Below are 13,136 nucleotides of genomic sequence, written 5' to 3'. Positions count from 1 at the left end.
TCATCCAACACCCAACAACCCATGAACTCCAGACAAGACCAACTCGACGCTTTCAATCGCTTACTCGATATTATGAATGATCTGCGGGAGAAATGTCCGTGGGATCAAAAGCAAACTTTACAAACCCTTCGGCATTTGACTCTGGAGGAAGTCTATGAACTTTCTGATGCTTTGCTCGAAGAAGATCTACAGGAGATCAAAAAAGAGTTGGGAGACGTTTTACTGCATTTAGTTTTCTATGCGAAGATTGGGTCTGAAAAAGGCAGTTTCGATATTGCTGATGTCATCAATTCTTTAAATGAAAAGTTGATTTTCCGTCATCCACATATTTATGGCGATGTTGAAGTGAAAGATGAAGAAGAAGTTAAACAGAACTGGGAAAAGCTAAAACTGAAAGAAGGCAATAAATCTGTACTTTCTGGCGTGACCAAAGGAACGCCGAGTTTAATAAAAGCTTTTAGAATTCAGGATAAAGTAAAAGGAATCGGGTTCGAATTTGCCAACGCCGAAGATGCCTGGAAAAAAGTAGATGAAGAATTAGCCGAGTTTCACGCCGAAACCGACTTGGATAAAAAAGAACAAGAATTGGGCGACGTCTTTTTCTCTCTTGTTAATTACGCTCGTATTTCCGGCATCAATCCCGACACCGCTTTAGAACGAACCAATAATAAATTCATCAATCGTTTTCAAAAAATGGAAAATTTAGCTTTAACAAAGAATCTTGTTTTAGCAGATTTAAGTTTGGAAGAAATGGATGAATTGTGGGAAGAAGCCAAGAAAAACGAATAAACCTCCAGATTTCTGAAGGTTTATGAATAAATTTATTAGTTAAAATACTCGTGGTATTTCTCCATCGATTCTTTTAATTCTCCCACGATATGATTCGCATCATCTCTGTTTTCTGCTTTTTTCAATTGGTCGATTTCCTGCATGTGAGGCATTAACCAAGCATGCAAAACATCGTGTGGTGTTCCTTTGATCGTACAACTTTTTATTAAATTGTCATTAGTATCACTTAGATTTTTGCCCAGCATTTTAAAATCGCCGTTTACAGGATCATACGCTTTTACTTGACTTTCCATTTCATTGATGAATGGTTTCATCTCTGCATTCATCGCCCATTTTTCGCCGTTATTGAGTTCCAGTTTCACGGATTCATCGTGCTCATCAGATTTTTCTTCATCTTCATGATTTGCGTTATCTTCCACTGCAGTTTGTTCTGTAGTTGAAAGTTCAGTTTGTGATTCTTGTTTTTTATCACAAGAAACGATGATCGCTAAACCCAGTAGCGCTGATAAAATAATCTTTTTCATTTCTTAAAAATTTTTGTTGTTATAAGTAAAAATAGTGCGGTTACTCCAATTCTGAAAGCCATAGCTCCCACGGTTTTTGTTTCATATAAGCCACCATTATTGATGTGAATAAATAATCCAATATAGGCGATAATTAATATGATTACAGAAATAGTTAAAGGGAATCTTGACCAGGTTTGATTCTTTAAAATTCCGTACGCAGCAACCAAATAGAGAATTCCGCAAACAAAATTTGCCCACACAATTCCGGGAACATAATTGCCTTCTTTTTCACGGATGCCAAACCAATCGAATAGAACCGAGCTGCTCATGAAAACCGTCACCATTCCGAAGAGGATGAGGACGAGAAGGAGTATTGTTTTTTTCATAATTGTAAGTATTTAAAGGTAATGTTTATAATTTTCATTTTCTTATGATTTGGATCAGTGTGATGATTATTGGATTTTCACTTTGAAGAGTATTTTATTATTTCCTTTAGTTTTAATTTCTTCACCATTAATTTTTCTGTTAAGAGGTTAAGGTCATCAAGAAAAATATCTAAACACCCATTTTTGGCCTGTTCAATTCATCTTTGATGAATCTTAATTGTCTTAATTCCTTCATAAACCTTAATGGTTAAATTTTACACATTCTAACTTTTAACTCGTTTTTTGATACCGCAAAACAGACCAGGTGATCACTACAAAAGCCAATAAACTGATGAATCCAAAGTGCGGCAACAGATCCATAAAACCGCTGTCTTTCAACATAATTAAACGAACGCCATCGACACCATAAGTCACCGGATTTAAATACGCTATATATTTCGCCCAGTCGGTCATACTTTCTGTCGGAGTGAAAAGTCCGCTCATTAAAATGAAAACCATCATAAAGAAGAAAACCATAAACATCGACTGCTGCTGCGTATCGCTATAAACTGAAGCCAAAAGTCCCATGCCCAAAATCGCGATGAGATAGACAGAAATAAAGGCGTAAAGCAATAGATAACTTCCCTGCATCTGAATTTTGTAAACGAAGATGGTGACCAAAAGCCCGATGGTGAAAGCGACCATCGACAAGATCCAAAATGGAATGAGTTTTCCTAAAATGAAATCTCTTTTCTTAATTGGTGATACATTGATCTGTTCGATGGTTCCGATCTCTTTTTCTTCAACAATGTTTAATGCGGTCAAATAGCCACCGATTAAGGTGACTAGAAATGCCAGGATCCCGGGAACCAGAGAAAGACGGTAATTGTAAGTTTCATTAAACCAGAAGTTCGATATGATTTCTACACCCGAAATTTTCTTGGCACTTTCTAACTCTGGATTCATTTCTAATTGAACTTGTTGATTATAGTTCTGTAAAATTTGACCCAGGTAACTTGCCGAAAGTCCAGCTTTTGTTCCGTTGATGGCGTTGATAGCGATTAAGACTTTCTCTTTTTTTTCTTTAATTAAATTTTTCTCGAAATTATTGGGGATTTCAAGAATTAAATCGATTTTGTCATTTTCAACTTCATGGTAGGCGTCATTATAATTCTCGCCATAATTCATTATTTTAAAATAACCTGAAGCTGTTATTTTACGGATCAGTTCTCTGGATTCAGTTGATTTATCATGATCAACAACTGCGATTTTAATATCTTTAATTTCATAGTTTGCGGCTAAGGGAAGAATCACCAGTTGAATCACCGGCATCACGAAAATGATGGCCAATATGGATTTATTCCTGAAGATCTGCAGGAATTCTTTTTTGATCAGTATGAATAATGTTCTAAACATTTTATTTTTCTTATAGTTTTTTACCGCAAAGTCACAAAAGTTTTATTTTTAAACGCAATCCCGATAGCCATCGGGACGCAAAGTTTTCTTTTTTAAAATGCTTCTTTCTGTCTGCTTTTAAGTTCGTAAACCTGCCTGCCGGCAGGCAGGGACGCTCTGCTTAGCAAAGGGAAGGTTTAAATTTCTTTCGTTTTAATCTAATATTATATTTTATCTAAAATCTGCAGCCCGACTTGAGCGGAGCTCTTTTTGCCAGACGAAAAATTCTAATTATTACTAAATCTTTAAAAGCAAAAAAGCGGGAGCGGAAGGCGGAAATGTCTGCCCAAATAATCATTCCCATTTTCGTTCATTTTACAATCATATCTATTATCTAAAAGCGAAGCGGTCTATTATCTTAGAATTATTCTAATCTTATTTTAAATTTTTTCACGGCGATGACGAATAAAAACAGCATCATTCCGGTAAGGACTAAAACGTGTCTCCAGATGACTTCCAGGCCGGTTCCTTTGATCATTATGTTTTTGACGATTTCATAATACCATTTGGCGGGAATTGCTTTACCGATGATCTGTAAAGGCGCTGGCATGTTTTCTACTGGGAACATAAAACCGCTCAACATCAGCGTTGGCAACATGGTTCCGACGAGCGCAATAAGCATTGCGGTTTGTTGACTATCGGTGAGAATTGAAATTACAATTCCGAATAATAAGTTGGTGATGATGAAGATAATGCTGATTCCGAAGAGTAAAAGGATACTTCCTTTGATGGGTAAATCGAGAACGGTGACGCTTAAGATCAGGATTGAAATCAAGATGATCATTGATAATATGAAGTACGGAATTGCTTTGGCTAAAATGATAATGTACGGTTTCATCGGCGATACAAGCAGTATTTCCATGGTGCCCATTTCTTTTTCTCGAACAATTGCGATGGCGGTCATCAACACGCAAATAATGAGGAGAATTAAAGCCATAACACCCGGAACGAAATTCGGTGCGCCTTTCAATTGCGGATTGTAGAGCATTCTTATTTCTGGTTGTACGCCAGAGCTGTGTTGCAATGTTTGTTGCCCATAAAAATCCAGGATAATATTCGACATGAAATTATAGATCTGGTTCGCCATATTGAGGTCGGTTCCATCGGTGATGAGTTGGAGTTGGGCTCTTTTGCCACTGTTCATATTTTGAGCAAACTGAGCTGGAATCACCAGGATCATTTTTATTTTTCCTTCTTTGAAAGCGTCTTCGGCTTGGTTGATGGAAGTCAAATCTTTGTCGAGATCGAAATATTGATTGGCTGCTATTTTTGAAATAAGTTCAATTGAATTTTGGGATTTATCGTGATCGATCACGCCGATTCTGGTATATTTCACTTCGGTACTCAAAGCAAAACCAAAGAGCAGAACCTGCACGATTGGCATTCCGAAGAGAACCAATAATGTTCTTTTGTCACGCAGAACGTGCCAGAATTCTTTTTTCACAAAAGTTAGAAGTTGCTTCATTTTTTATTTAAATATTTGAAACCAAAAAAATCCCAATTTTTTTTATCATTCAAAATTTTCGCTCAATCATTAATATGATTATAAGGATAAATTTACTGTCTTTAGATTGCGTTCCTACGGAATGCTTTTTTTATAATTTAACCTTTCTACACAGATTCTGCTCCTCTGGAGCATTTTAATTTTTAAACTGTTTTTAAAACTCAAACACTCAAACACTCAAACACTCAAGCACTCAAACACTCATTCATTATTCTACGCGTTTCGCGCCTCTTGCTAATTCATAAAAAACATCGTCCATGGTTTTTGCGCTGAATTGTATTTTCAAATTGGCGGGTGTATCTAAAGCCGCAATTTTCCCGTCAACCATAATGGAGACCCGGTCGCAATATTCGGCTTCATCCATATAATGCGTGGTTACAAATAGGGTAATTCCCCGATCTGATGCATCATAAATCATATTCCAAAACTGCCGTCTGGTCACAGGATCAACGCCGCCAGTTGGTTCATCCAGAAACACAATTTGCGGTTCATGAAAAATGGCAACCGAGAAAGCTAATTTCTGTTTCCATCCTAAAGGAAGTTCGGAAACCAGTTTGTTTTTCTCATTTTCAAGTCCGAGTTCCTGGATCAGTTGGTCCCGTTTTATTTTTAAATTTTTTCTTGGGATTCCATAGATTCCACCGAAGAAATTCAGGTTTTCTTTAACGGTCAGATTTCCGTACAAAGAAAATTTCTGACTCATATAGCCGATGTTCTTTTTAATTTTTTCCGTTTCTGTATACACATCAAAACCCGCCACGGTAGCAGTTCCAGAACTTGGAATTGAAAGTCCGCTTAACATTCGCATGGCGGTAGTTTTTCCAGCACCATTTGCACCCAGGAAACCGAAGATCTCTCCTTTCTTCACCTCAAAACTGATGTGATCCACAGCGGTAAAATCTCCAAAAGTTTTGGTGATATTGTCTGCTTTAATGGCTATATTTTGATGGTCTGAAGTCATTTTAAAGGGTGTTGGTTTTCAGTGATACAGTTAATTTTAACGCAAAGTTTCGCAAAGTTTTATTATCAAGGTGCTTGCTATATAGCGTTTTTAAGTCCGCAAAGGCGTTCCACTTAGCAAAGTTTGCAAGAAGTCCAAAGTTGCGATAGGTCATTAGAATTATATTCATTTTAATGATTGGATAATAAACGGATGAAACTATCTTCGATACTGGCTTTTATGGGATTGATTTCAACATTTTCAAAGCCTTCTTTCTGTAAGTATTTTTCAATAACTGAAGGATTGAAATTTTCTTTTTCATCCATCGTCAAATGCACAAATTCTCCATACGCATATACATTTTTCTTTTGGTCGAAATTTTCTAAAGCGCGTAATACATTTGCAGTTCGTCCGGCTTTTACTTCGAACAGTAAATCAGGATAAGCGTTGCTGATATTCTCCGGAGTTTCAATTGAAAGGATTTTACCGTTTTGAATTAACGCAATTCGATCACACAGTGCAGCTTCATCCATATAAGGAGTCGCCACGACCATTGTGATTCCCTGTAACTTTAACCTTTGCAACATTTCCCAGAATTCTTTTCTCGAAACAGGGTCAACTCCTGTTGTTGGTTCGTCCAGAAATAAAACTTTTGGTTTGTGAATTAAAGCACAACATAAAGCCAGTTTCTGTTTCATTCCACCCGATAGTTTCCCAGCGCGACGATCCTTAAAAGGTTCAATTTGAATATAAATATCTTTAATTAAATCGTAGTTTTCTGCAATGGTCGTATTAAAAACGCTGGCAAAAAACTCCAGGTTTTCTTCGATGGTTAAATCTTGATAAAGCGAAAATCTGCCCGGCATATATCCTAAGATCTTCCTGATTTCTTTGTAATCTTTCACCATATCCAAATTTTCAATTGATGCGGATCCAGAATCGGGTAGAAGTACGGTAGTCAACATTCTAAAGATTGAAGTTTTTCCAGCACCGTCGGGACCGATCAAGCCGAAGATCTCTCCTGGGTTGACCTCAAAACTCACGTCATCAACAGCAAGTACTTTGTTTTTTGCTTTGCCGTAGCTCTTGGTGAGATTTTGAACGGTGATTGATTTCATTTTTAAAGTGGATAATTGATAGTTGAAAGTTGACGGTTAACGGTTAACAATTGCAGGTTTTTTATCGCAAAAGAGAAAAAAGTTAAACGCTTTTTTTAGCTAGTCAAAAGACGATAAAAGTTTAAGTTTTTATGTTTCTTCATATTGTGATCTTTTATTTTCCAATAATTTCCCTTAAACTTTTGTGGTTTAAGAATTTAAAATTTCACGTCGCCGTACATTCCGATTTTAAGGTAGCCATCGTTTTTCACATGGATTTTTACGGCATAAACCAGGTTTGCTCTTTCGTTTTTCGTTTGAATGGTTTTTGGAGTGAACTCAGCTTTTGGACTGATCCAGTAAACGATTCCGGGAAGTTCTTTGGTTTTTCCTTCACCTGCATCGATCAGAACGGTAACTTTTTGTCCAACTTTTAACTGTGGCAATTGATCTCCGGTGATGAAAGTTTTTAAAATCATTAAATCTAAATTCGCCATTTTGAAAATTGGTTTTCCAACAAAAGCAAATTCACCCTGATTCAAATATTTGGTTAAAACCATTCCAGAAATCGGACTTTCAATCGTGTTATTTTTTAACTGTTCATCGATTTGCTCTACCTTTTTTTCTGTCGGTTTTCTTTCACTTAAAATTGCACGGTTTTGAATAGAGACATTTTCTTTGGTCGTAGAGATCTGTTGTTGTAAAACACTCAACTGACTTTGAGCCGCAATAATTTGCTTTTGAATTACTTTAATTTGTCCGTTTGCATCATCGAGTTGCTTTTTTGTGGCAGCATCTTTTGCTACCAAATTTGCAGTTCTGTTTCTTTCTCGAACTGCATTTTGAAGTTGTTCCTGTAAAATAGAAACGTTGGCAGATTGCCCGGAAATCTGTGATTGTATAACCTGAATTTGGGGAAGTGCAGAATTGGTTTTTTGCTCGATTGCATCCATGGTAGCGAGAACCTGTTCCTTTTGAAGCTCTACATTTTTCGGATCAATTTCGCCGACTTTTTCATTAAGTGTTAATTGCTGACCTTCTTCTACATTGAGTTGTAGGATCGTTCCATTTGCTTTTGCAGTTACCATCAATTCATCTGCTTCGAAAGTGCCGGAAGCATCGTAAGAATTATCTGAATTGTTGCAGGAGAACAAGGTGAATGCAGTTAATAAAAAGATATATTTTTTCATCGTATGATTGTTTTTTTTATTGAATGTCACGCTTTCAGCGTTGTCACCGAGCTTTGATTTTGGATTAGAATAATTTCATTCCTTCGGAATTTTTTAAATTATAAATGCTTGTAATATTTTGCTTTTTTGAAACCTCAAAATTTAACTTTTCTACTTTTCTACTTTCCACTTTCCACTTTCCACTTTCCACTATCAACTATTAACTATCAACTATCAACTATTGATTCAGTTGTGCTCTGAGATTGTATTGCGTTAAAAGATATTGTATCTCGTGGGTGATTTTTTGATTTTTGGCGCGATCTAGTTCATTCACTTCGCGTAGATAATCATTCGTTGTAATGACGCCGTTCTCCAATTGTGCTAATGAAGCATTCCTAATGCTTTCCCGCAATTCGACCAATTCATTGCCTTTATTAATGAGTTGTTGGATTTTATCGAGGTCGTTGTTGTTCTGAATCGTTTGAAACTGCTGATTGAAAAGAAAGTTCTCTTTCTGAACGTCGATTTCCTGTTGTTGGGTTGTGACTAAATCCAAATCATTTTTCTTGGTATAAAAACCAGAGATGGGAATGTTTAACCGTAATCCGCCGATATAAAAGAGGTCGAATTCATTTTTCAACATATTGAAACCTGGTTTTCCATAACCACCTTGAAAAAATGCTCCTAATTTTGGGAGGTTTTTGGAATTGATGTTTGCTTTCTGCTGCTCTAAACCGAGTTTTTGTAAGTCGAATAATTTCAGTTCTGCACGTTTATTTTCATCTTGAATTAGAATTTTTTCTGGTTTTACAAGTGTGGTATTCTCATCAATATTTTTTTGAATGAAAAGAGAAAGCATCTGAACGAAACTTTTCTTCATCGATTGCAGTTCCATCTGTTTCTGGTCAATATTCACCAATTGTGCTTTTAGAACATCCACATTACTTCTGAAGATAACGCCGTTTTCTAACTGTGCTTCGGCTTTTTTTAAGCCATTTGATAAATCGGATTTAGTGAGTTCTGTCTGTTGAAGTTGTTCATTGGTCTGAAGAATACCGAAATAGATCTGGTTGATTCGCATTTCTAACTGATCGGTTTCAACTTCGGTTTTTTGCAGTTCTATTTCAGAATTGAGGGTTGCCATTTTCTTTTGATTGGCAATCATTCCGCCATCATAAATATTCTGCTGAACATCGGCATAGACTTTATACTGGTCTTTGCTCACTGGTTCGATGGTCATATTTGGCAATTGAATAGGGAATTGAATCACGTCATTTTGATAAGTTGCCTGTCCGACGATCTGGATCTGGGGAAGCCAACCTTTTGCAGCATTTTGCAGATTGTATTCTTTGGTCTTCGCAATGAGATCGTGTCTTTTAATGAGCGGATAATTTTGTTTTGCCAAATCGTAACATTCTTCCAAAGTCAATGTTTGCGCATTGACAGAGAAGAAGAGTAGGAGGAAGAGGTATTTTAAAATTTTCATTTTTATTATTTTTTAACAACAAAGATTTTTTCAACCACAAAGTCACAAAGAGCACTTTAAAATTGTAATTAATAAAAGTTCATGAAGTGATAATCTATAGATTTTCAAAAGTTTTGTGTTCTTTATTGAGCTGTCTTTTATCAAATTAACTTTTGTGACTTTTGTGGTTTACAATTTTAATTATTCAGCATCGTCTTAATCCACATCGGAACCATTGTTTTTCGTTCTTCTACAAATTGCTGAAATTCTTTATCAGTCATCAAATCGAAAGATTGCAAAATTGGTTTTCCTAAAAACGGAAAAACGGTCATGCTCAAAAAGTTGAACAGAAAGTGAAAAGGATTGATATCTGGTTTTCTTTCTTTGATCTGTTTCATCAGAAAGGAATTATTCAGCACTTTCTCAAAAGGAAGAATCGACTTGACATCTGACGTTTTTTTCTGAATTTCACTTAAAACAAAAATCGGAAGGTTTGGATTCTTGGTTAGAATATCAAAATATTTCACGCTTGCTAAATCTATTTTCTCCTCTAAAGAAGTTTTCTCATTGGTAACGATGGGAATGATCTGGCCAAACAGCAATACGATCTTCACTTTCATCACCTGTTCGAACAGTTTTTCTTTGGTTCGAAAATAGTAATTCAAGAGCGCCAAATTAATTCCAGCTTCTTCCGCAATGTCTCGTGTTCGCGTTCCTGAGAAGCCTTTTTCGGTAAATACTTTTGAGGCTGCAAGTAAAATTTTGTCTTCTGTAAAAAGTTCTGTTTTGGTCATAGTCAGTAATTCTTTAACAAAGATAGAATTAATTTTTTGATTTAAACAAATGAATTAATCAAATGATTAACTTTTTTAAATAAAAAAACGCAAATCGATGAAATGCGTTTAGTTATATTTTTTGATCAAGGTTTACGAACCGAACTGTTTCGCAAACAAATCTGGGAAAACTCCCATCGCTACTAAAGCGAAGATGATGAAAACGGCTACAATATTATAAGTTAAAGAAACTTTTTCTGAAGTTTTGAAACTGCTTTCTTTCGGGAAGAACATCGCCATAATTAAACGAAGATAGTAAGCAATTGAAATTGCAGAACCTAAAACAGCCACTAAAACTAAGAATGGTGATTTGTCAATCGCTTGTGCAAAGATTGCAAATTTCCCCATGAAACCTGCGGTTAATGGAATACCAGCCATTGATAACAAGGAAACTGTCGCCGTTACCGCCAAAATCGGTTCGGTGTGTGCTAAACCTTTGAAGGCGTTGTAAGAAGTTTCTCTTTTTAATTTTTCTACCCAGATCAAACACATCATTACTCCAACTGTTGCCAATGAATAAGCGAATAAATAGAAAGCCAGGTTATAACTTGACAAGCTATTCATTCCGTAAAAAATCAGGGAAATATATCCAACATGAGAAACGGAAGAGTAGGCCAACATTCGTTTTGCATTGCTTTGAGCTAATCCCATTACATTCGCCAGGAATAAAGTAATGATGATTAAAACGCCCATAATGTTGATCCATTCTGAGTTGATCCCAATAAAGCCAATCGTCATTAATTTAAAGAAAGCGAAGAAGGCAGAAATCTTCACCACCGACATCATAAACGCGGTGATCAGTGAAGGTGAACCTTGGTAAACATCTGGACTCCACATGTGGAATGGTGCTAAAGAAACTTTAAAGGATAAAGCAACCAACATTAAGATCGCACCCAAATTGAACATTAAGTTCTTTGGATTGTTTATTGCGAATTCGTGAATGGTATATAAATCAAAGCTCCCGCTGCTTCCGTAGATCAAGGCAACTCCGAATAAAAGGAATCCTGTTGCGAAAGCTCCCATTAGGAAATACTTGATTGAAGCTTCGTTGGAACGCAGATCTGTTTTGTTACTTCCTGCTAAAACGTACAATGGAATAGACAGGATTTCAATCCCTAAAAATAAAGTCACTAAGTTTTGGAAACCAAATAATATAACGCCTCCACATAAGGAGAATAACATTAAAGAATATAATTCTGATTGGTGATTCCGGTGATTGCTGAACGAAAAACCTCCTAAGAAAAATAATAGGATGGTGATGACGATACTTATTTTGGTAAATAAAGCTGCATTGGCTCCAAATTCATACATGTGCTGAAATTGGTTGAAGAACGAAAGTTCCGGTAAGAAACTAACGTAAAACGCAATCATCAGTCCCAAAATACCAATGTATCTGGAGAATTTTCCCTGTTCAAAAACACCCGCAAATAATGCGATAATGGCAGTAAGGAATATAATTATTAAAACGCTCATTTATTTATAGATTTGAGTTTTGGAGATTGTTCAACGGTTTACGAAAACACAATTTTGAATCTCTAAATTTCTTAATTACTTATTTTATTAATTCATCATTGAAGTGAAGATAAACTTCAACGAACTGTTCACCATATCAAGAATCGGCTGTGGAAATATTCCTAAAAATATTACAAATACAACTAAACTTGCTAATACTGTAAATTCAACTCCGGATAGATCTCCAGCGCTTGCCAAAACTTCTTCGTCACCTCCTCCAAGCATTGCTTTCGCATAAAATCTGAAAAGATAAACGGAAGAGAAGATCATCGTTGTTCCAGCAATCACGGCAGCGAGAATACTGTAATCAAAAATCGATTTAATCAAGATGAATTCTCCCACAAAACCATTGGTTAAAGGAAGTGCGATTGATCCTAATATGATGATTAAAAAGAACACCGCAAATTTCGGAGCGACTCTTGCCAAACCTCCCATTTTTCGGATGTCTCTGGTTTTGAATTTTTTATAAAGAATATCAGCACAGTAGAATAAACCTACTACGTTAATACCGTGAGCAAAAGCTTGAACTAACGCGCCTTCACCACCTTCAATCATTAAAGTTCCTTTCATTGTTAAGATTGCAGAAGCCATAATTCCGGCCGTCATTAATCCAACGTGAGATAAAGAAGAATAGGCAATGATCCGTTTTGAGTCATTTTGACTAATGGCAATTAGAGCACCGTGAACGACGCCAATAATTGCGAGTACCAATACGATCTGTCCTGAAATTCCTAAAATAGGATCCGGCGTAATCGGCAGTAACCATCTTAATAAACCATAGACTGCCATCTTCAACATAATTCCCGACAATAACATCGAACCTTGTGTTGGTGAATAGGTATAAGTATCTGGTTGCCAAGAATGGAAAGGGAATATCGGTAACTTCACGGCAAAGGCAAAGAAGATAAACCAGAAGATCACTGTTTGGGCGCCACCCGTTAAATCTGCATTATACAAATCGGTCAACGCAAATGAAGCGGAGTGATTGTAAACGTAAATTAAACCAATCAACATAAATAGGGAACCGACAAAAGTGTACACAAAGAACCTGGTGGTAAACTGTATTTTTTTGTCTTCCTGTCCCCAGATTCCGGCGATCAACCAAATTGGAATTAAGGTTACTTCCCAGAATATGTAAAATAATAAACCATCTAAAGAAGTGAAAACTCCTATCAATCCGAATTGCATTAATAAAATTAATCCGTAGAATGTATTTTTATATCCAGGCTTTTCATTAAAGGCAGAAAGAATAATCAGTGGTGTTAAAATGTTGGTTAACAACAACATCAGCATGCTCATTCCATCAATACCGAAATGAAGATTACTTTTGATATAATTGGACCAGGGATAATTAATCTCGTATTGCAAAACTCCGTCAACGGTAGGTTTGAAATCGAAATTAGACAGCATATAAAAGGTCAATAACATTTGTGCAAATGCAATTCCTAATGCGAGATATTTACTGGCGGGATTTTTCCACGCGAACACCAAGACTGAACCT

At 36.2% G+C, this 13,136-nt stretch carries 12 protein-coding genes; 1 reads left to right on the top strand and 11 read right to left on the bottom strand.

The features are described 5' to 3' along the window. Positions 1-21: 21 nt before the first annotated feature. Positions 22-789, top strand: coding sequence for a nucleoside triphosphate pyrophosphohydrolase (gene mazG, locus ACEYOS_RS14430; RefSeq protein WP_373708411.1), 768 nt, complete (start codon positions 22-24; stop codon positions 787-789). 35 nt (positions 790-824) lie between these two features. On the opposite strand, the gene ACEYOS_RS14425 is transcribed toward mazG, so the two are convergent. The 11 genes from ACEYOS_RS14425 to ACEYOS_RS14375 all read right to left on the bottom strand — a co-directional run. Next, positions 825-1,313: a hypothetical protein gene (locus tag ACEYOS_RS14425; protein WP_373708410.1), complete on the bottom strand. Its 489-nt coding sequence runs from the start codon at positions 1,311-1,313 to the stop codon at positions 825-827. After that, a complete protein-coding gene (locus ACEYOS_RS14420) occupies positions 1,310-1,681 on the bottom strand; it encodes a hypothetical protein (protein ID WP_373708409.1) in 372 nt (123 codons plus the stop codon). The genes ACEYOS_RS14425 and ACEYOS_RS14420 overlap by 4 nt, the downstream gene beginning before the upstream one ends. A gap of 270 nt (positions 1,682-1,951) precedes the next feature. Then, the gene (locus ACEYOS_RS14415) at positions 1,952-3,076 is read right to left on the bottom strand and encodes an ABC-2 transporter permease (RefSeq protein WP_373708408.1); all 1,125 of its coding nucleotides are present in this window, start codon (positions 3,074-3,076) and stop codon (positions 1,952-1,954) included. Between the two features lie 403 nt (positions 3,077-3,479). Further along, complete coding sequence (locus ACEYOS_RS14410; RefSeq protein ID WP_373708407.1) at positions 3,480-4,580, bottom strand: ABC transporter permease; 1,101 nt, start codon at positions 4,578-4,580, stop codon at positions 3,480-3,482. Between the two features lie 247 nt (positions 4,581-4,827). Further along, entirely contained in the window at positions 4,828-5,580 is a 753-nt protein-coding gene (locus ACEYOS_RS14405; RefSeq protein ID WP_373708406.1) for an ABC transporter ATP-binding protein, read from the bottom strand. Positions 5,581-5,750: 170 nt separating this feature from the next. Next, entirely contained in the window at positions 5,751-6,677 is a 927-nt protein-coding gene (locus tag ACEYOS_RS14400) for an ABC transporter ATP-binding protein (protein WP_373708405.1), read from the bottom strand. A 197-nt stretch (positions 6,678-6,874) separates the two neighbouring features. Further along, positions 6,875-7,846: an HlyD family secretion protein gene (locus tag ACEYOS_RS14395; RefSeq protein WP_373708404.1), complete on the bottom strand. Its 972-nt coding sequence runs from the start codon at positions 7,844-7,846 to the stop codon at positions 6,875-6,877. 217 nt (positions 7,847-8,063) lie between these two features. Continuing rightward, positions 8,064-9,311: a TolC family protein gene (locus tag ACEYOS_RS14390; RefSeq protein WP_373708403.1), complete on the bottom strand. Its 1,248-nt coding sequence runs from the start codon at positions 9,309-9,311 to the stop codon at positions 8,064-8,066. 176 nt (positions 9,312-9,487) lie between these two features. Further along, positions 9,488-10,084: a TetR/AcrR family transcriptional regulator gene (locus ACEYOS_RS14385; protein WP_373708402.1), complete on the bottom strand. Its 597-nt coding sequence runs from the start codon at positions 10,082-10,084 to the stop codon at positions 9,488-9,490. Positions 10,085-10,216: 132 nt separating this feature from the next. Next, a complete protein-coding gene (locus tag ACEYOS_RS14380; protein ID WP_373708401.1) occupies positions 10,217-11,596 on the bottom strand; it encodes an NADH-quinone oxidoreductase subunit N in 1,380 nt (459 codons plus the stop codon). An 87-nt stretch (positions 11,597-11,683) separates the two neighbouring features. Next, the coding region (locus ACEYOS_RS14375; RefSeq protein ID WP_373708400.1) for a NuoM family protein at positions 11,684-13,136 on the bottom strand (1,453 nt) is incomplete at its 5' end.

It is taken from the genome of Kaistella sp. (assembly GCF_041824135.1).
Taxonomy (GTDB): domain Bacteria; phylum Bacteroidota; class Bacteroidia; order Flavobacteriales; family Weeksellaceae; genus Kaistella.
This window is presented reverse-complemented; position numbering and strand designations above follow the sequence as displayed.

Excerpts from the sequence above, each read along its gene's own strand:
- ACEYOS_RS14380 (WP_373708401.1), bottom strand. The coding sequence starts at position 11,596 with ATGAGCGTTTTAATAATTATATTCCTTACTGCCATTATCGCATTATTT.
- ACEYOS_RS14385 (WP_373708402.1), bottom strand. The coding sequence starts at position 10,084 with ATGACCAAAACAGAACTTTTTACAGAAGACAAAATTTTACTTGCAGCC.
- ACEYOS_RS14395 (WP_373708404.1), bottom strand. The coding sequence starts at position 7,846 with ATGAAAAAATATATCTTTTTATTAACTGCATTCACCTTGTTCTCCTGC.
- ACEYOS_RS14405 (WP_373708406.1), bottom strand. The coding sequence starts at position 5,580 with ATGACTTCAGACCATCAAAATATAGCCATTAAAGCAGACAATATCACC.
- ACEYOS_RS14400 (WP_373708405.1), bottom strand. The coding sequence starts at position 6,677 with ATGAAATCAATCACCGTTCAAAATCTCACCAAGAGCTACGGCAAAGCA.
- ACEYOS_RS14410 (WP_373708407.1), bottom strand. The coding sequence starts at position 4,580 with ATGAAGCAACTTCTAACTTTTGTGAAAAAAGAATTCTGGCACGTTCTG.
- ACEYOS_RS14425 (WP_373708410.1), bottom strand. The coding sequence starts at position 1,313 with ATGAAAAAGATTATTTTATCAGCGCTACTGGGTTTAGCGATCATCGTT.
- ACEYOS_RS14420 (WP_373708409.1), bottom strand. The coding sequence starts at position 1,681 with ATGAAAAAAACAATACTCCTTCTCGTCCTCATCCTCTTCGGAATGGTG.
- mazG (WP_373708411.1), top strand. The coding sequence starts at position 22 with ATGAACTCCAGACAAGACCAACTCGACGCTTTCAATCGCTTACTCGAT.
- ACEYOS_RS14390 (WP_373708403.1), bottom strand. The coding sequence starts at position 9,311 with ATGAAAATTTTAAAATACCTCTTCCTCCTACTCTTCTTCTCTGTCAAT.
- ACEYOS_RS14415 (WP_373708408.1), bottom strand. The coding sequence starts at position 3,076 with ATGTTTAGAACATTATTCATACTGATCAAAAAAGAATTCCTGCAGATC.